This window comes from Sphingomonas sp. LT1P40 (assembly GCF_036663835.1).
Lineage (GTDB): Bacteria > Pseudomonadota > Alphaproteobacteria > Sphingomonadales > Sphingomonadaceae > Sphingomonas.
In genome coordinates, this window is sequence record NZ_JAXOJT010000001.1 from 2,132,958 (window position 1) to 2,151,136 (window position 18,179).

15 protein-coding genes are annotated in these 18,179 nt (G+C 64.3%); 5 read left to right on the top strand and 10 right to left on the bottom strand.

Annotated features, from left to right (window positions below; genetic code table 11):
- Window positions 1-26 precede the first annotated feature (26 nt).
- The 9 genes from U1702_RS10605 to U1702_RS10645 all read right to left on the bottom strand — a co-directional run bounded on the left by U1702_RS10605 (window position 27) and on the right by U1702_RS10645 (window position 10,540).
- Window positions 27-2,099: a glycoside hydrolase family 2 protein gene (locus U1702_RS10605; RefSeq protein ID WP_332724196.1), complete on the bottom strand. Its 2,073-nt coding sequence runs from the start codon at window positions 2,097-2,099 to the stop codon at window positions 27-29.
- Window positions 2,096-3,670 (bottom strand): rhamnogalacturonidase, encoded by a 1,575-nt coding sequence (locus tag U1702_RS10610; protein WP_332724198.1) that lies wholly within the window; start codon window positions 3,668-3,670, stop codon window positions 2,096-2,098. Before U1702_RS10610 ends, U1702_RS10605 begins: the two co-directional genes overlap by 4 nt.
- A 124-nt stretch (window positions 3,671-3,794) precedes the next feature.
- Complete coding sequence (locus U1702_RS10615) at window positions 3,795-4,580, bottom strand: kinase (protein ID WP_332724200.1); 786 nt, start codon at window positions 4,578-4,580, stop codon at window positions 3,795-3,797.
- On the bottom strand, window positions 4,564-5,520 hold the full coding sequence (locus U1702_RS10620) for a 2-hydroxyacid dehydrogenase (RefSeq protein ID WP_332724202.1): 957 nt from the start codon (window positions 5,518-5,520) through the stop codon (window positions 4,564-4,566). The genes U1702_RS10615 and U1702_RS10620 overlap by 17 nt, the downstream gene beginning before the upstream one ends.
- A 9-nt stretch (window positions 5,521-5,529) precedes the next feature.
- Complete coding sequence (locus U1702_RS10625; RefSeq protein WP_332724203.1) at window positions 5,530-6,300, bottom strand: enoyl-CoA hydratase/isomerase family protein; 771 nt, start codon at window positions 6,298-6,300, stop codon at window positions 5,530-5,532.
- Entirely contained in the window at window positions 6,297-7,409 is a 1,113-nt protein-coding gene (locus U1702_RS10630; RefSeq protein ID WP_332724205.1) for a type 2 periplasmic-binding domain-containing protein, read from the bottom strand. The genes U1702_RS10625 and U1702_RS10630 overlap by 4 nt, the downstream gene beginning before the upstream one ends.
- On the bottom strand, window positions 7,406-8,599 hold the full coding sequence (locus U1702_RS10635; RefSeq protein WP_332724207.1) for a CaiB/BaiF CoA transferase family protein: 1,194 nt from the start codon (window positions 8,597-8,599) through the stop codon (window positions 7,406-7,408). Before U1702_RS10635 ends, U1702_RS10630 begins: the two co-directional genes overlap by 4 nt.
- A 10-nt stretch (window positions 8,600-8,609) precedes the next feature.
- Window positions 8,610-9,350 carry an SDR family NAD(P)-dependent oxidoreductase gene (locus tag U1702_RS10640; RefSeq protein ID WP_332724209.1) on the bottom strand — a complete coding sequence of 247 codons (741 nt, stop codon included), beginning with the start codon at window positions 9,348-9,350 and terminating at the stop codon, window positions 8,610-8,612.
- Window positions 9,347-10,540, bottom strand: coding sequence for an aldose 1-epimerase family protein (locus U1702_RS10645; protein ID WP_332724211.1), 1,194 nt, complete (start codon window positions 10,538-10,540; stop codon window positions 9,347-9,349). Before U1702_RS10645 ends, U1702_RS10640 begins: the two co-directional genes overlap by 4 nt.
- Before the next feature lie 73 nt (window positions 10,541-10,613).
- Between U1702_RS10645 and U1702_RS10650 the strand changes: the two genes are divergently transcribed.
- Window positions 10,614-10,970, top strand: coding sequence for an L-rhamnose mutarotase (locus U1702_RS10650; protein WP_332724213.1), 357 nt, complete (start codon window positions 10,614-10,616; stop codon window positions 10,968-10,970).
- Here U1702_RS10650 and U1702_RS10655 read toward each other — a convergent pair.
- Window positions 10,967-11,698, bottom strand: a complete 732-nt coding sequence (locus U1702_RS10655) for a FadR/GntR family transcriptional regulator (protein ID WP_332724215.1) — start codon at window positions 11,696-11,698, stop codon at window positions 10,967-10,969. The genes U1702_RS10650 and U1702_RS10655 overlap by 4 nt on opposite strands.
- 172 nt (window positions 11,699-11,870) lie before the next feature.
- On the opposite strand from U1702_RS10655, the gene U1702_RS10660 reads away from it, so the two are divergent.
- The 4 genes from U1702_RS10660 to U1702_RS10675 all read left to right on the top strand — a co-directional run bounded on the left by U1702_RS10660 (window position 11,871) and on the right by U1702_RS10675 (window position 18,056).
- A complete protein-coding gene (locus U1702_RS10660; protein WP_332724216.1) occupies window positions 11,871-13,022 on the top strand; it encodes a mandelate racemase/muconate lactonizing enzyme family protein in 1,152 nt (383 codons plus the stop codon).
- Window positions 13,023-13,043: 21 nt separating this feature from the next.
- Window positions 13,044-14,303 carry an MFS transporter gene (locus tag U1702_RS10665; protein WP_332724218.1) on the top strand — a complete coding sequence of 420 codons (1,260 nt, stop codon included), beginning with the start codon at window positions 13,044-13,046 and terminating at the stop codon, window positions 14,301-14,303.
- An 83-nt stretch (window positions 14,304-14,386) separates the two neighbouring features.
- Complete coding sequence (locus U1702_RS10670; protein WP_332724220.1) at window positions 14,387-17,149, top strand: TonB-dependent receptor; 2,763 nt, start codon at window positions 14,387-14,389, stop codon at window positions 17,147-17,149.
- Between the two features lie 91 nt (window positions 17,150-17,240).
- Entirely contained in the window at window positions 17,241-18,056 is an 816-nt protein-coding gene (locus U1702_RS10675) for a FadR/GntR family transcriptional regulator (RefSeq protein ID WP_332724222.1), read from the top strand.
- Window positions 18,057-18,179 lie beyond the last annotated feature (123 nt).

Here is an 18,179-nt window from a genome sequence, read left to right on the forward strand (position 1 = left end):
GGGTTCGAGGGGGGAGGGTTGGGCCGTTATGGCCGCGTGGCAAAACGCCAGGTGACGTTGTCGGTGAGGGTTGTGCCGCCCGCAGCACGCCCGCGCGCCTCGACGCGGTTCTCGCCCTTGGTCAGCTCGATCGTCCATGTCGCCATGCGATCGGTCACCGGCACCGTCTTCCACGCACCGCCGTTCAGCCGCAGCTCGATCGTGGGCAGGTTGGAGAACACCATGACCTTCACCTGGCTGGTCCGCTTGTCCACGTCGCGGCGGCTGGTGATGTGCAGCATCGGCTTCTCGGCCCAGTTGGCCTGATACCAATAGTACGCATCCTTCTTCGTCTGTCGATCCTCGGTCACCAGCCCCTTGTCGTTGATCGCCGGGCGGTCGCCCTCGTTGCGCTTGAACGACGGGAAATCGATGCCCAGCCAGATGAAGGTCGACCACAGGAACGGCCGCTTCTTCATTTCCAGCCAATGCTTGACGTGGAAATCGGTCTGATACTGCTCCGGATGCCAGTAACCGTTGGACTCGGGGCGTTTCACCACCGGGTCTTCCTGATGCAGGATCGAGGCGCCCGCGCCATATTCGCTGACGCCGATCGGGCGGGTCGGCATCTTCGCGTGCAGCTCGTCCGCCCACGGCCCGATGTCCTCCGACTTGGTCCAGTACCAGCCGAAATAGCGGTTGTACGACACCGTATCGCTGTGCAGCGCGATCGGGTCGTTGTCGTCCAGACAGCAATGCGCGTAGGTCGTCGGGCGCCACGGATCGAGCGTTTTGGCGGTCGTGTTCAGCTCGGCCAGGATGCGGTTCGACGCCGCATCCGACTTGCGGATTTCGTTGCCGATACCCCAGAGCGCGACCGAGGGATTGTTGAACGTCTGCGCGATCAGCTCGCGCATCTGCGCCACCAGATTGATACGGAATGCGTCCGACTGATCATGGTCGTCGATCAGCGGCACTTCGGTCAGCAACAGGATGCCGAGCTCGTCGGCGCGGTCGTACACCCGCTGCGGGTGCTGCATATGCGCGAGGCGAATGGCGGTGACGCCCATCTCGTCCATCAGTTGCAGGTCCTCATCGATCTCAGCCTGAGTGACGATCGGTCCGCGACCATAGCGCGACGGGTGCTGGAGGTTGACGCCGTAGAGCGGGTAACGCTTGCCGTTGAGCAGCACGGTGCCGTCCTGCTTCACCGCGATGGTGCGAACGCCCAGCGGCACCGACTGGCTGTCGATCGTGCGACCGTTGGCCACCACGTCGCTGACGACGCGGTAGAGATAGGCGGATTTGCGCCCCTCCCACAATTTCGGCGATTTCAGCGTGAACTTCTGTTCCGCCGTGCCGCGCGCGCCGGGGGCGAGCGTCAGCGGGCTGCGCTGCGTCGCCACTGCTTTGCCGGTCGCATCTAGAATGCGGGTGACGATCTGAAAGCTGGCTGGCGCGGCGCGATCATTGACTACCGCCACCGTCGCGCCGATCGTGGCAGCGTTCTTGCCCAGCGCTTCCGTCCGCGCCCTGATCCCCGGTCCCGCATGATCGAGCCGGTCGAGATGCAACTCGGGCGTCGCGATCAGCTTCACCTCACGATACAGCCCGCCAAAGATATTGAAGTCGCCGTTGAGCGGCGAGATTTGCGGGTTCTTCGCATTGTCCACACGCACCGCGAGCAGGTTTTCGCCCGCCTTCAGGCTGCTGGTCACATCGAACCGGAACGCGGCATAGCCACCGGCATGGCCGCCCACCTTCGTGCCGTTCAGCCACACATCGGCCTTCAGCGTCGCGCCGCCGAAATGCAGCAGATAGCGGGTGCCGGGTTGCGGCTTGTGGTCGATCTTCAGGCGATACCAGGCGGGACCGCGATAATAGACACCCTCCGGCTCGCCGCGCGCCTTCGCCCCGCCGATCCCCGAATCCTCGGCATTATAGGTATGCGGCACCGCGACCCGCGCCCAACGCGCATCGTCGAAGCCGGGGCGTTCCGCGCCCTTTGCATCGTCCTTCACGAAACGCCAGCCTTCGGCCAGCGGCAGTTCCTGTGCAACCACCGGCACGGCGATCAGCGCCGTCAGCCATGCCAGAATAAGTCCGATCCGTTTCATCATGCGCCTGTTCCGACAAGGGTTTCGACCGATCCGATCGCGATATTGCGGCTGCCCGCACTGGCCCGCACTGCCGCCGCACGCGGCTTGGGCGAGCTCAGCCCGTCGATCACCGCGCCATCGACATTCTCCAGCACGATCGCGGGGCGCGCATCGGGTGTCGCGACGTCAAAGCTGCAATTGCTCACGCTCAGATTGCGGACGTGCCGCGCATACAGCCCATGCGCGGGCAGCGTTTTCATGAAGCTCGGCTCCAGACTCGAATTGCGCCGCTCCGGCACGACCCACGCCGCATCCTCGGCTGTGCCACCGCCTGCCGCCGTCACGTTCACGCCGCGAAAGCTGACATCCTCGATGATCCCGTCCGGGATACCCACGATGCCGCACGGATATTCCATCCGCGCGCCCGACACCTGAATGTCCGAAAAGCGCACGCGCCGAACCTTGGCAACGCCCGCCCCCCTCGGGGCGCGATTGCGGGCGGACAGGCGCAGGAAGATCGGGTGGTTGACCGGGTTGACCAGATTGATGTCGCGAAAGCTCACATCCTCCAGAACCCCGCCGTCGATCGCACCCAGTTGCAGCCCGCGTGAATTCTCGCACAGGCAATCGGCGATCAGGATATTGCGAAAACCGGTCGCGCTGTCCGTGCCCAGCTTGATCCGCCCCAGCACCCCGACATTGTCGGTCGAGACATAAGGCGATTTCCGGTACGTACCGTCCAGCACGGTGCCGAGCAGATAGCCGCTGGTCTTGCAGCCGATGACCTGCACATCCTCACAGAACACCGGTTCCTGCAGTGCATAGCTGCTTTTCAGCACGATCGCGTCGTCCTTTGGCGCATTGACCACGCAGTTGGTCACGCGCACATCGCGGCAGCAATCCAGGTCGATGCCGTCGCGGTCGGTATCCACCGTCAGCCCGTCGATCCGCACGTTGGTCGACCCCAGAACGTAGACCGCGAAATGCCCGCCCTGCAGGATCGAGAAATCCTTGAGCAGGACGTTGCGGCACCGCGTCAGTCCGATCGCCTTGATGCCCCGCCCTTCATATTCCATTTCCAGCGGGATTGCGCGGCGGGCGGCATCGGCGCTCAGCCCCTGTTCCTTCGGCGATTTCCAGCCCGCCAGCCCATGCCAGCGCGGCGGCGGTCCTTCACGATCCAGCCCCAGCCCGTGGATCAAACCGGTGCCGATGATCGCGATATCGCTGACCCCGTCACCATAGATCAGGCTGTTGTGAAAATGCGCGAGGCCGTAATCGACCAGCTGCTCCTCGAACACACCCTCGGGCAGATCATAGCGCCCCTTATGCTTTTTCGGGTCCGCCGCCTCGATCACCGATCCGGGCATCAGCACCAGTGTGATGTGGCTCTGCAAGCGAATCGAAAAGCACAGATAGCGCCCGGGCGGCACCACGATCGTCCCGCCACCTTTGCGGCTGGCTGCCATGATCGCGCGGTTGAACGCGACCGAATCGATCGCCTTGCCATCGCCCTTCGCGCCATAATCGCGCACGTCGTGAAAGCCGGTTAGTGATCCGGTCGCGCGCACCTGCACTGCGCTTGCCGCCATCGCGGCACCTACACCCAACAAAGCCGTCCGCCGACTGAACGCTGCGCGCGCCTCAAGCACTCATCTCTCCCGTCATCATTTGTTGTATGATGTATTATGTTGAGAGGGGGCGCAACCCCGGATGTCAGCTTACGACATGGCGATCGCTGTCGAGCCGCAGGGTCAGAGCGGCCCGACCGGGCATCTCGTCCAGGATTGCGCGGGTAATGCGCTCATAATGCTGGATGAAGCGCGCGATCTGCGCAGCATCCATCGCCAGCGCGGGATTGCGGCCTTCGCGGATCAGCGCGGCGCGCAGGTCATCCTCCTGCTGCGTCCGCCAGCCCTGGACGACTGCGAAATCGGGTGCGGCGAGCAGGATCAGCCGGTCGATCTTCGCGAACAGCGTCTGATAAGGGCCGGCCAGTGCGGCACTCACCGCTCGTCGCCAAACCCCATCCGGGTCTTCCTCGCATTCGAGATCGTTGACCGGCATCGACACATCGTCCTCGGCAATCGCGCCGACGCACCACCCCTCGAAGATCAGCAAATCGAGCGAGCCATCGACCCACTCGCCTTCCGGCAGGCGCTCGTCGCTGGCCTTATCAAAACGCGGCAAGCGCACGGATTCCCCCGCCTTAACCGCCGCCAGAATTGAACAGCCCAGCGCCACATCATGCGTCAACGGCACCCCGCGCGTGGCCAGCAGCGGATGAATCTCGCGCGCCAATTCGGCCCGCGCCGCCTTGCCCAGATAGAGGTCGTCGAGCGACAGCGTCGCGGCACGCACGCCCAGCCGTTTGATCAACCCGCGCGCCAGCGTCGACTTCCCGCTCCCCTGCGATCCGCAAATGCCCAGGATCAGCGGACGCGGCCCCTCCGCCAGCCAGCGCGTCACCGCATCGGCGGCGAGTTCAAGCGACCCGGTCACCCGGCTCCCGCCCCGCGAAGAACGCGTCTAGGTTATCAGCGACCTTCATCCCCATCGCCTCGCGCGTCTCCAGCGTCGCCGATCCAAGATGCGGCAACAGCACGACATTCTGCAACGCAATCAGCGCCGGTTCGACCTGTGGCTCCCGTTCGTAAACGTCGAGCCCCGCCGCCGCGATCACGCCATCGCGTAATGCCGCCGACAGCGCCACCTCATCGACCAGAGAACCGCGTCCGGTGTTTATCAGCACCGCCTCGGGCTTCATCGTCGCCAAAGCCGCGGCGTCGATCATGTGCCGCGTCGCCGCCCCGCCCGGTGCGTGCAGCGACACGATATCGGCGACTCTCAGCAGCCCCGCCAACGTCGGATGATAGTCAGTTTCCGGCACGTCCGCCGCCCGGCTGCGGCTGTGTATCGCCACCGTCAGCCCGAACGCAGTCGCCCGTTCCGCCACAGCGCGCGCGATCCGTCCATAGCCGACCAGCCCCAGCGTTTTGCCGCGCAGCGACCGGCCACGCAGCGGCGTCGGTCCCCAGCCGCGCCATCGTCCGGCGCGCAGTTCCCGCTCGCCCTCGCCTGCCCGCCGCGTGGCCATCAGGATCAGTGTCATCGCGATATCGGCGGTGGCGTCGGTCAGCACGTCGGGGGTGTTGGTGACAACGACGCCCGCCTCGCGCGCGGCGTCCAGATCGATATGCTCGAACCCGGCGCCGTAATTGCCGATGATCCGCGCCCGCCGCCCTTCGGCCAGGATCACCTCGCGCGTGATCTTGTCCGTCACGGTCGGGCAGACCGCGTCATAATCGCGCATCGCTTGGGCCAGCGCGGCGGCATCCATCCGCACATCGGCGTCATTCAAAGTCACATCATAGCTGGCCGCCAGCCGCGCCTCGACCGCATCGGGCCAGCGTCGCGTCAGCAGGATTTTGGGCTTGGTCATCCCCGCACCCTAGCGCCGTCGAAACACCGGCGCACGTTTCTCCGCAAAGGCGGCACGCCCTTCCTTCGCGTCCTCGGTCGCAAAACAGATCGCCTGCAGGTCGCGCTCATACTCGATCGCCTTGTCCCACGGCATGATGTGCGACGCGCGCAAGTTGAGCTTGGCCGTTTCCGCCGCGATCGGCGCGCGCGACGCAATCGTCGCTGCGATCTCGGCAGCGCGGGCGGTCAGCGCATCGGGCGCGACAACCTCGCTGACGATGCCCCAGGCCAACGCCTGTTCCGCGCTCACCATATCGCCCGTCAACAGCATCATCGCGGCGTTGGACGGCCCCGCCGCATAGGTCAGCCCTGCCGCCATTCCGCCGCCGCCGATCCAGCCCAGCTTGATTTCGGGTGCCGCGAACCGCGCGTTGGTCGATGCGATGCGGATATCCGCCGCCATCGCCGTCTCCAGCCCGCCGCCCAGCGCATAGCCGTTGACCGCCGCCACCACCGGCTTGCGGCACGCCCGCAGTGCGTCGCAATAATCGTCGCGATTGCGGAAATCCCACGGCGTCGCATAGCCATCCAGCGTCGTGATGTCGGACCCGGCGGAAAACGCCTTTTCCCCCGCGCCGGTGATGACGACGCAGCGCACCGCATCGCTGCCATTGCACTCGCTCACCGCCGCGATCAGCGCCGCCGCCATGTCGGGGGTCAGCGCGTTCAGTTTGGCCGGCCGGTTGAGGGTGATGGTGGCGACGAAATCCGCCACACCGAACAACAAGTCTGTAGTCATGTCTCTGCTCCGGCGGGGTGGTGGTTGCGATAGAAGGTTTCGATGTCGTCGAGGACGGCATCCGCCGCTTCCCGGTCCAGCAAGGCTGCCCGCAACCGCGCCGACGCCGCCGTCTGGAACGCAATCGCGCCGTTATGGCGCGGACGCAGCAATGCCGCCTCCACCGTAGCCAACGTGTCGGCAAAGAAATTGCCCGTCGCCGCATTCACCGCCGGATCGCGCCATGCGGATCGCAACGCCGGTTGCCCGTCATGCTGGGGGATGAAACCGCGCTGCACCGGCTCCGACATCAGCCAGCGCAGATGATCGAGCAGTTCCGGCGTTAAGTCGCACCGCTTCGACACGCCGATGCCGGTGCCGCCCAGCGTCGATCCGATACGTCCGCCGGGACCGGACGGCGCATCGGCAAAGCCGACGCCGCGCGTCGCGTAGTTCACATAGCCATAGATGAGCGGACACAGGTCGATCCCCTCGCCGCGCTCAATCGCCCCCAGCATCGCGATCGGGTTCAACGCCTGCGCCCGCACCGTCACCTCGCCAGTCAGCGCGAGCATGATCCCATAGGCTTCGCGTGCAATCGCGCGGTCGACAAAATCGTCGCCTGACCGCCCGGCACCCAACGCCCCGCAGATCGACTGAAAACTCAAAATCGCGTGCGGTCCCGCCAACGACAGCGCCACCTTATGCTGCGCAGCAAAGTCGGGCAGTGCGACCCACGAAATCGGCGGCATTTCGATCGCGTCTCGCCGATACGCCATCACCTGAGTCGCGGCATCCAGCGGCAACGCCCAATGCTGGCCCGCATAATGGTAGCTCGCCAGCGATGGCCCCGCGACCGCCGCGCACCAGCCCGCAATCTCGTCAGCGCTGAACAAGTTCTCGACCGGCACCAGGCAATCACTCGCGACCGCTTCGCCGACATGCGGATGGTCCAGCACCACCAGATCGTAACGCGCGCATAAATCGGCGATCGGGGCGGACTCGAACCCTTCCAGCGACTGCTTGTCCCACGTCAGCGACAACGCACCTGCCTGCGCCGCTGCCGCCGCCAGCGCGTTATAGCCACGTGGATGGTCCCAGGTCAGACCGCGATACGCCGGAATACTCATCCGTGCTGCTTGATCACGCCAGCCTCGACCAGCCGGTCGATCGCCGCCTCGTCCAGCCCGGCCTCGCGCAGCACTTCGCGGCTATGCTCGCCGACACGCGGGGCGCCGCGTTCGATCGTCGACGGCGTCTTGGAGAAACGGATCGGAAATCCTGGCACCTTCACCCGGCCCTCGCTCGCGTGATCATATTCGACGAACGTGCCGTTGTGCTTGATCTGCGCATCGTCGACCAGATCGGCATAGCCATAGACCGGCCCCGCCCAGATATCGCGCGCGCGCATCGCCTCCAGCCACTCGGCGCTGCTCCGCTTGACCAGATTGCGCTTCACCGCCGCAAAGATGTCGTCGCGCATCGCCCAGCCGTCGCGCTGGTCCTCCAGATCGGCAAAGAATGGATCGTCGAACAATTCCGCCAGCTTGGCATAGGGTGCCATCGCCAAGGTAATATACCCGTCCGCCGTCGCGAACACGCCATAGGGCGCACGGATATAGCTGTGCGCATGCGGCTCGGCAGAGCGCGTCTGCGGAACGCCGCCGACCGTGAACACCGACAATTCCTGCATCTGGATCGTCGTAATCGCGTCGAGCATGTTGACCTGAACCAACTGCCCCTCACCGGTTCGTTCGCGGTGGAAAAGCGCGGCCAGCGCACCCTCGAACGCCGAATAGGCGGTGATCGCATCGACCAGATATTGCCCGGCGGCGGATGGCGGCGCGCCCTCGATCCCTGCCGACATCATCGCGCCGGACATGCCCTGCAACAACAGGTCCTGCCCCGGGTAAAAGCGATACGGCCCGTCCTCGCCATAGCCGGACATCGACACATAGATCAGGCGCGGGTTGATCGCCGACAGCGTGGCGTAATCCACGCCCAGCCGCTCGGCCACGCCGGGGCGGTAATTCTGCAGAAACACGTCGGCGTCCTTGACCATCTCCAGCAACAGCGCCTTGCCCTCTGCCGCCTTCAGGTCGATCGCCAGGCTGCGCTTGTTGCGGTTAAGCGACAGGAACGAGACGTTGACTTCGTTCCCCACCGCACCACCGGCAGGCGCATGACGCTGCCATTCGCCGGTAGTCGGCTCCACCTTCACCACGTCCGCGCCCATGTCGCCCATGCGCTGCGCCGCGAACGGCCCGGCCATCGCGATCGAACAGTCCAGCACGCGAATGCCGCTCAGGATATTGGTCACTTCGAGTCCTTTAGTTCATGGTCCAGCCGCCGTTGACGTGCAGCGTCTGGCCGGTGATGAAACCGGACTCGTCGCTCGCGAAAAAGGCGATGGCGTTGGCGATGTCACCGGCATTTCCGCGCCGCTTGATCGACTGCGCGTCGAGCACCAGCCGGTTATAGCCCTCGGGATCGGGATGGATTTTCTCGGCGTCGGTCGGAAAGGCCCCCGGCGCGATGGCGTTCACGGTGACCCCATACGGCCCGAACTCGCGCGCCCACGCCCGTGTCAGCCCGACCAGCGCCATCTTCGACGCGACATAGGGCGACAGGTTCGCCCAGCCACCGGACAGCGTGATGCTGGAAACGTTGACGATCCGACCAAAGCCCTTGGCCCGCATCCCCGGCAGCGCCGCCTGCACCGCGACGATTCCAGCATCGACATTGATGCGCTGAACCGCCTGATGCTCCTCGATCGTGTAATCCTCGAACGGTTTCGAGGGATAGATCGCGGCGTTGTTGATGACGATGTCGAACCCGCCGGTCTCGTCGATCAGTTGGTCGAGCGTCGCGCGAAAAGCGCCTAGGTCGGACAGGTCGGCGGTCGACACGATTAGCCGCTCGCTTCCGTCCGCAGCAGCTTCCAGGGCCGCGACTTTGGCGAGATCGTTGTCGATCGCAACGACGGTCGCCCCGCGCTCGATCAGCAACAGCGTGGTTTCAAGCCCCAGACCGCCCGCCGCGCCGGTGTAGAGGACCGTCCGGCCCTTCACGCCACGCCACCAATCGGCGGAAACACGCCGGATGGCACAGGATATTCGTCGGCTGGCTGCGTCGCCACACCCTCGATCCGCGCCACCGCATCAGCCACTGCGGCTTCGTTCGGCAGCACCCGAAACACGCTGTCGTAACGGCGCTCCTCGCCATGCTCCAGCCAGATCAGCTCGCCACGTTCTCGCGCGAAATCCTTGCCCATGACGTGGTTGGTCGAGGGTTCGATGCCGACCGCATAATGGCCGGCGTGCAGATTCTGCCATTCGAACATCGCCGGAAATTGCGACTTCAGCGTTTCGACCTCGAACCCGAAGCCGATCGCCTCGTTCACGACCGCAACATTGACCTTGCCATTGCCATCGGTGGCCATGTCATGCTGCCAGACTTGCTCATGGAAATTCACGATCGGCGCGGGGAAGGTACGATAGCCGGTGTTCTGCGCCCGATAGCTGTCGGTATGCGCCGCCCAGATCACGTCGCGGATCGGCGCGACATAGCGCGATCCCTCGGCCACTACTGGATGACTGACATTGATGTGGTAGCAATACATATGCGGCGTGCGGTAGAATCCGTGATTGACCACGCGGTCGATCAGCCGGATTTCATCGCCGCCGACGTCCGCCTCGATCCGCCGGATCAAATGCAGGTCTTCGCCGAAAACGGTCGATTGCTGGACGATTCCTTCCGCCCACAACACGCAGTCGTCACCGTTCCACGTCTCGCCATAGCCGGTCAGCCGCGCCGGGATCGTGCCGACGCGCCCGTGCAGCGACGACGACACATTCGCGCGAGGTCCGTAGTTGTAATGCCCCGCCGGGTCGTCGTGCATGAAGAGGACATGGTCGAGGCCACAGGTAATCAGCAGCCCGGACATCGAGCGGAACCAGCCCAGCCCACCCTCGCCCTCATAATCATGCAGCCCCGGATTGCGAAAGCCGGACGGCGAGTGCCAACCGACCGCGCGACCATTATGCTCGCACTCGGCAATGTCCATTGCGCGATCGATCAGGACGGTGAAGCGCAGACCGCTGCCGGTGCGGAATTCGAGCTGGCGCACGCCGCGCTCGACGCCGTCGCCCAAGGTCGACAACCGCACCCCTGCAAATTGCGAGAGCGCGCCGGAATGCGCGGAAAGGTCGCGCCGGGATATGCGTTTGCCGTACAGCCCTGGCACCATCCACTCCGTCATTATGTTGTAAGACGTATTATGTTTAGGGCAGGATGGCGCGCTGCGTCAATCGGCGCGAAGGGAGTTTTCGGAAATGCCACTCGTCCGCCGCTGCTTTGCCGTCGATCTGCATGGCGATCCCGAGCGCATCGCCGCCTATCGCAAATGGCATGAACCCGGTGGCCCGCCCGCCGCCGTCAACGCAGCGATCCGCGCGGACGGGGTGGAGTCACTTGAAATCTGGTGGGTCGGGGACCGGTTGTTCATGGTAATGGAGCAGAACAGCGATGCCGCCCCGGATCCTACTGCCAAGCAGACGCGCGACGCGGCCAACCCCGACGTTGCTGCATGGGACGCGCTGATGGCCGGATTTCAGAAGTCGCTGCCGTTCGCGTCGGACCAAACCTGGGTCGAGATGGAGCGGATCTATGCGCTCAGCGAGCAGCCCTAACCCCTCGGCTGCGCTCGCCGTTTGTCCCACGATCCCGAAATATGCTCGCGCATCGCCAGCGCGGCGCGATCACCATCGCCCGCCGCAATCGCCTCGTAAACCTTGCGGTGCGCCGCCTGTGTCGCCTTCACATGCTCGACGCTCAGCTTGCCGCTATACCCATGTGTGCGCAGCGCCTCCGATTGAATGCCGTCGATGATTGCCTTGCTCAACCGGTCGCCCGACATGCGCATGATGATGTCGTGGAATTTCAGGTCTTCGTGGATATAGGCGGAGGGCATCGTCACCAGCCCCTCCAGCGTCTCGATCTGTGCGGTCAGTTCCGCGACTGTGGCCGGGGTGGCATTGCGCGCCGCCTTGGCCGCCATCGCCGATTCGAGCAGCGAGCGGACCTCCGACAGATTGTCGAGATAGGCCAGCCCCTCCTCGCCCTGGAACAGCGCCGACAGGATCATCGGATCGAGCATGTTCCACGCGCGCCCGTCGCGCACGATCGTCCCGCGCCCCTGTTGCGAAACCACCAGCCCCTTTTCGGTCAGCGCGGTCGTGGCCTCGCGCACCACCGTGCGGCTGACGTCGTACATGTCGCACAACATGTTCTCGGGCGGCAGCGCGGTGCCGATCGGATAGGTGCCCATCACGATGGCGTTGACCAGATCCTCGACCACCGCAGTTGACAGACGCGGGCGGCGGCGGACGCGCTGTGCGGCTGGAGTCGCTGTCGTCATCGATTCATCTCGCTCACGCCGCTCTCGCTCAAACTCATCCGCCCCGTGATTGCTGCCGAACGGTGGAACCGCAACCCCCGATACGTCAAGGGCTTGCAGATTTGGAAAGATAATACATACTATGTTTCGAGCAAGGGCGGATCGTGCGCCCGGATTTGGGGCGTCGTCGTACATGAAGATCACCGGATATCGCAGCCTGACGACGACCCACGACTGGGGCCGGCCGGTCGGCGACGTCAACGGTGTCGTGGACAGTGGTGTGACCGAAGTGCCGATCCTGTTGATCGAAACCGATGGTGGGTTGACCGGGATCGGTTTGGGCCAGCACCGCGATATTGAACGCGTCTTCCCCGCAGTGGAGGGGCAAGACCCGCGCGCCGTCACCGCGCTATACGATTCGATGCTGTCGCACGTGTTCAAGAGCGGGCACGCGGGATCGACCTATGGCGCGATTGCCGCAGTCGATATGGCGTTGTGGGATTTGAAGGCGAAGATGGCGGACGAGCCGTTGTGGCGCACGCTCGGCGCGCTCGACCGCTTCGTGCCCGGCTATGCCTCCGGGCTTTGCTACGGTCTCGACGACCAAGCCTTCGCCGCGCATTATCACGGCTGGGCCGAACGCGGCTTCACCTCGGCCAAGATCAAGGGCGGCAAGGATTTGTCCCGCGATATCGACCGGCTGCTCGCCGCGCGCGATGCGCTGTCGGCCAACAGCGCCCGTCCGGCGATGATGCTCGACGTCAACGAAGCGTGGAACGTCAAGCAGGCGATCCGCCACCTCGCACAGATCGAATCGCAACTCGACCTGACCTGGATCGAGGAGCCGGTGCGCCGCTGGGACGCCGCGGGGCTGGCGCGCATCTCCCGCGCATGCCGCGCCGCCGTCGCCACTGGCGAGAACCTCACCGGCCTCGACCAGTTCGCGCCGCTGTTCGACGCCAAGGCAGTCGATGTGGTTCAGGCGGGCAGCGTGTGGGGCATCACCCATTTTCTGCGCGTGGCGATGGCCGCGCACTCGCGCGACCTGCCGGTGTCGCCGGTCGGCTATGACGCCAACCCGATCGCCCACGCCGCCGCCGCGATGCCGAACATGATCGGGATCGAGGTGCAGGATCTGAACTGGCCCACCGGCATGACGGTCGATCAGCAGATCGGCGATGGCGGCATCCGGCTGGGCGATGCGCCGGGCCTGGGCATTACCATCGACGAGGCGGCGCTGGCGAACGGCGCGACCCCCGGCTGGAGCAGTGCCAGCGGCCCGCATCGCCGCGCGCGTCAGGCCGGATTGCGGCTGGTGCCCGACGGTCCACTCGCCGCAGAATAAAAAGCATAATCGGAGAGCGACATGGCCATAGCCGCCGACACGACCCCATCCTATGTGCTCGGCCCGCAGCGGACGAAGCTGCAACTGTCGCTAATGGTCAATTTCTTCCTGCTGATGGCGCTGTACAGCGGCGTGCTCGGCGTGTTGCTGCCCAACCAGATCGCGGAACTGGATGAGGGGTCAAAGGCGAACAATCTGGCGCTGCTGTTCGCCATTACTTCGGTCTTTTCCACCCTCACCACGCCGATCGCGGGCGCGCTGTCGGATCGCACGCGCAGCCGCTGGGGCCGCCGTTCGCCATGGATCGCGATCGGATCGCTGATCGGGTCGCTAGCGCTGTTCGGCGTGTCGTGGATGACCAGCTTCTGGTCGCTGATGATATTCTGGGTGATGGCCACCGTCGCCTACAACGCGATGCAGCCCGCGATGACGACGTTGATCGCCGACCGTTTCGCGCCGGAAACGCGCGGCGGCGTATCGGGCATCGTCGGCGCGGGCATGACCGCCGGACTGACCGCCGGCACCGTCGTCGCAGGCTATCTCGCGGGCGAGCGGGTGCTCGCTTACGGTCTGTTCGCGCTGGCGATCCTCGCCTCGTGCCTTGCCTTTGTGCTCATCAACCGCGAGCCGCCCAGCGATGCGATGCCGCGTCGGCGTATGCACTGGGGCGAGTTCCTGAAAGGCTTCTGGATTTCCCCGCGCGAGCATCCCGATTTCGCCTGGGCATTCGCCAGCCGCTTCTTCATTTACATGGGGTATCAGGCGGTGGCGGCGTATCTGCTCTACATCCTGCGCGACTATATCGGGCTGGGGAATGACGAGTCGAATATCGCCATCGCCAATATGGCGATCGTCACCTTGATCTTCCTCGTCATCTCCTCGCTCGGCTCCGGCTGGCTGTCCGACCGCTATCAGCGCCGCAAGCCGTTCGTCATTCTCGGCAGCCTCATCATGGGTTGCGCGATGGTCGCGCCGCTGGCGTTCCCGAACATGACCGGCATGTGGGCCTATGCCGCGATTATCGGCGTGGGATACGGCATGTTCATGTCGATCGACATGGCGCTGATGACTCAGGTGCTGCCAAAGAGCGCGCTGGGCGACGAGGGCAAGGATCTCGGCATCCTCACCACCGCCGTCAACATCCCCCAGATCATCAGCCCGATCATGGCCGCGGTGCTGCTCAGCGCGTTCGGCAATGACTATCGCGCGATCTTCTGGGCGGCCGTGATCTTCGTGTTCGGATCGGCGCTGTGCGTCATTCCGATCCGCTCGGTGCGGTAGTTCATCATACGTATGATGATAATTTGACATACTCTTAAAGCTGCGCCATTCACGGTCCAAAGAACAGCTTCAGGAGGGGAATAATGATCCATCGTATCGCCACGATTCGCCGCGCCGCGCTGCTTGCCGCAACCGCCGGTACCGCGCTCGCGCTCAGCCAGCCCGCCCTCGCGCAGGATACCGCGCCCGCCGAGGAACCCGCTGCGGGTGAGGAAGAAATCCTCGTCACCGGCATCCGCGCATCGGAGCGCGCCTCGATCGACATCAAGCGCAACGCCGTTGGCGTGGTCGATTCGATCGTCGCTCAGGACCTGGGCAAGCTGCCCGATCAGAATGTCGCCGAATCGTTGCAGCGCGTGACCGGCGTGACGATCGAGCGCAATCGCGGCGAGGGCCGCTACGTCACGGTTCGTGGCTTCGGCCCCAAGTTCAACGCGGTTACGGTCAATGGCCGCACGCTGGCCACCGACAATAATGGCCGCGAATTCTCGTTCGACGTGATCCCGTCCGAAGTCATCTCGGGCGCCGATGTGTACAAATCGCCGCAGGCGAACATCAACGGCGCGTCGATCGGTGCGACCATCGACGTCCGCACGTTGCGCCCGCTCGACCAGAAGGAAGGCTTCAAGGTCGCGGGTGCCGCGACCGGCATGTATTCGGAAATCGCCGACACCTGGAACCCCGAATTTTCGGGCGTCGCCAGCTGGAAGAATGACTCGGGCACGTTCGGCGTCGCGCTGGCCGGGGTCTATTCGAAGCAGGAAAACCGGATCGACGAATTCACCATCGGCGCTGGCCATGTGCGGCGGTCGGCGGGCGACAGCTATTACAACCTGGCCGGTGTTCCGCGCGGACGCATCGGCGCGGGCGTCCAGAATTTCAGCGGCGTGTCGATGCCTTCGAACCTGTCGCCTTTCTTCTTCGAGCGCGAACTGACGCGCTGGGCGGTCAATGGATCGGTGCAGATGCGGCCAAGCGACAAGCTGACCGTGACGATCGACACGCTCTATTCAAAGGCGCGCTTCAAGGAGCAACAGACCGGCTTGGCCTATGATTTCGCGGGCGGCATTCTGGCCGAACAGGTCGTCCAGGGCGGCAGCGTGGTGAACGGTGTGCAGACCGGCGGCGAGTCCGTTTATCAGCGCTATACCGGCGGCTTCGTCGATCAGATCATCCAGTATGACGACCGCAACGTCACCACCGACCAGTTCGGCATCAACATCGACTGGAAGCCGACCGACGAACTGCGCGTTCGCCTCGACGGCTCGCTCTCCGACGCGCGCCGCCGTGGCAAGGAGAATAATCTTTTCACGACGATCCGCCGCAAGAATATCGACTTCTTCTTCGATCGCCGAAGCGGCAGCCCGATCTATGATTATGGCCTGAGCAGTGCGGCCTATCCCAATGCCGCGACCAACCCGCAGGGAATCACCGCGCATTATTATATCTGGGGCGGCGGATCGAACATCGACGACGAGATCGAGGAGTATCGCGCCGATATCGACTGGAATCCGGGCAGCGGCGCGCTGACCCTTTACGCCGGTGCGATGGCGCAAAGCCGCATCAAGACGATCACCGCCGACGAGATGCCGTTTGGCGAGCAATGCGCCTATTGCGATTCGAACCGCGCCCTTCCCACGTCGCTGTTCCAGCCGACCGATCGCGGCTTTTTCTCGGGCGGCGGCAACAACATCATTCGTGACTGGCTGATCTACGATCCGCGCGCGCTGGTGCTTCAGGTCGATCAGTTCGCCGCGCAGGACGGACGGACATTCAACCCGGCGGTCTTCTCGCCCTCCGGCTCGTCCATCGTGAACGAGAAGGTCAAGGTCGCCTATGCGATGGCCGCGCTCGATACCGAGTTCGCGGGCATGAAGCTCGCGGTGAATGTCGGGCTGCGTTACGAGAATACCGATTATACCTCGTCGGGTGCGTCGCGCACCGTGCTCAGCGCTGTGCCGACCGGCGGCGGTCAGAACACGATCGTCGTCTCGCCGGTCGTACCGGTCAGCTTCCGCGGTAAATACTCGGACTGGCTGCCCTCGATCAACGCCCGCCTTAACCTCACCGACGATCTGCTGCTGCGGTTCGCTGCGTCGAAGGTGCTGACGCGCCCGACCCTCTCGGACCTGTCGCCGCGACAGACCATTCAGACCAATCCCGGCAACGAGACGATCCGTCGCGGCAACCCCGATCTTCAGCCGTTCCGCGCCAGCCAGGTCGAACTGGGTGCCGAATGGTATTTCGCCGACGCGTCGCTGTTGTCGGCGGCGGCCTTCTACAAGAAGATTGACTCGTTCGTGACGTTGGTGACCACGCGCCAGCTGGTCGATCAGGTGACCTTTTCGGTCACCGTTCCGGGCAATGGCGACGGTGCGACCGTCAAGGGCTTCGAGATCGGCTATCGCCAGTCCTTCGCCAACTGGCTGCCCGAACCGTTCGATGGCCTAGGCGTCCAGACCAGCTTCAACTACACCGACTCCGACGCATCCTACCCCAGCGTCGTGCCGGGCCAGACCTACAGCCTCGAAGGGCTGTCGAAATACTCCTACAGCCTGGTCGGCTTCTACGAGAAATACGGCATCCAGGCCCGCGTCGCCTATACCTACCGTGACAATTTCCTGCAGACCGCGGTCGGCCGGAACAGCGAGCAGGAATATTTCGACGCCTATGGCCAGCTCGACGTCAGTCTCTCTTATGACGTCGGCTCGCACTTCACGGTCTTTGCCGACGCGATCAATGTGAACAATGCGAAGGAGTTCCTTTATTCGATGAGCGAGGATCGCACCAAGGAGTATCGCAAGACCGGTCGCCGCATCTCGGCGGGTGTCCGGGTTCGCTTCTGACAGCCACCGCCCCCCTCCCCGGAACGGCTGCGGTTCGCCCCGTCATGGCTCATCGCCGTGGCGGGGCGTTCTGTTTGCGGGGAGGGTGGCAATGCGCGGCACTTCGCCGCATACACAAACCGGGGACCGCGACCGGATGTACAAGTTGAACCATATCGAGGGACAAGAACCCAGCTTCGGTCGCTTCACGCGCAGTGTCCGGTCGAGCCACGATCAGGTCGCGCAGGCGCTGGGCAATGATATCCTCGCCGGCATCCTTCCCCCCGGCGAAAAGCTGCCGCAGGAGGCCGAGATCCTCGCCCGCTTCGGCATTTCGCGCACCGTGTTGCGGGAGGTGTTCAAGACGCTGACGGCAAAGGGGCTGATCGTCTCTAAGACGCGCGTCGGCACGTCGGTGCTCGACAGCTCGCACTGGAATTTCTTCGACGCCGACATCCTTGCCTGGAAATCGAGCCAGGGCTTCGACGTCGATTTCCTGCGCGACCTTGCCGAGATCCGCGTCGCCATCGAGTCCGCCGCCGCCCGTGCCGCCGCCGAACGGCGCAGCGATGCCGATATCGCCGAGCTGCGCCACCATCTGGCCGGCATGCGCGACGCGACCGACAGCGCGCGCGACTTTGCCGAGGCCGATCTGCAATTCCACAAGGCGATCGGTCGCGCGTCGGGCAATGCGTTGATGCGCTCGCTGTCGGCGGTGATCGAGACCGCGCTGATGGCGTCGTTCCGGATGAGCTCGCCCGTCAACGAAGCCGAGGAGCATCAGACCAGCGTACGCGGCCATGCCCAGATCGTCGATGCGATCGAGGCCCGCGACGGCGAGCGCGCCGCGCGGGCGATGCGCGACATCATCGGCCACGGCGTCTCGCGCATCGAAAAGAACCGCGTCCCGCAAAAGCGCCGCAAATAAGCCGATCGCATAAATCGCGCTTTCGACCGATTGCGTCCTATCGCTATTAGTATTATTATATGCTTCGATTTTCCACGAATCCGTAAAAATTCGTAAGGAAGCGCGTTGCACTGGGAGAGACTG

What these genes read in the sequence shown, in the direction of transcription:
- U1702_RS10620 (WP_332724202.1), bottom strand. Translation starts at nt 5,520, where the DNA reads ATGACCAAGCCCAAAATCCTGCTGACGCGACGCTGGCCCGATGCGGTC.
- U1702_RS10625 (WP_332724203.1), bottom strand. Translation starts at nt 6,300, where the DNA reads ATGACTACAGACTTGTTGTTCGGTGTGGCGGATTTCGTCGCCACCATC.
- U1702_RS10645 (WP_332724211.1), bottom strand. Translation starts at nt 10,540, where the DNA reads ATGACGGAGTGGATGGTGCCAGGGCTGTACGGCAAACGCATATCCCGG.
- U1702_RS10610 (WP_332724198.1), bottom strand. Translation starts at nt 3,670, where the DNA reads ATGGCGGCAAGCGCAGTGCAGGTGCGCGCGACCGGATCACTAACCGGC.
- U1702_RS10605 (WP_332724196.1), bottom strand. Translation starts at nt 2,099, where the DNA reads ATGATGAAACGGATCGGACTTATTCTGGCATGGCTGACGGCGCTGATC.
- U1702_RS10655 (WP_332724215.1), bottom strand. Translation starts at nt 11,698, where the DNA reads ATGACGACAGCGACTCCAGCCGCACAGCGCGTCCGCCGCCGCCCGCGT.
- U1702_RS10650 (WP_332724213.1), top strand. Translation starts at nt 10,614, where the DNA reads ATGCCACTCGTCCGCCGCTGCTTTGCCGTCGATCTGCATGGCGATCCC.
- U1702_RS10660 (WP_332724216.1), top strand. Translation starts at nt 11,871, where the DNA reads ATGAAGATCACCGGATATCGCAGCCTGACGACGACCCACGACTGGGGC.
- U1702_RS10630 (WP_332724205.1), bottom strand. Translation starts at nt 7,409, where the DNA reads ATGAGTATTCCGGCGTATCGCGGTCTGACCTGGGACCATCCACGTGGC.
- U1702_RS10665 (WP_332724218.1), top strand. Translation starts at nt 13,044, where the DNA reads ATGGCCATAGCCGCCGACACGACCCCATCCTATGTGCTCGGCCCGCAG.
- U1702_RS10670 (WP_332724220.1), top strand. Translation starts at nt 14,387, where the DNA reads ATGATCCATCGTATCGCCACGATTCGCCGCGCCGCGCTGCTTGCCGCA.
- U1702_RS10675 (WP_332724222.1), top strand. Translation starts at nt 17,241, where the DNA reads ATGCGCGGCACTTCGCCGCATACACAAACCGGGGACCGCGACCGGATG.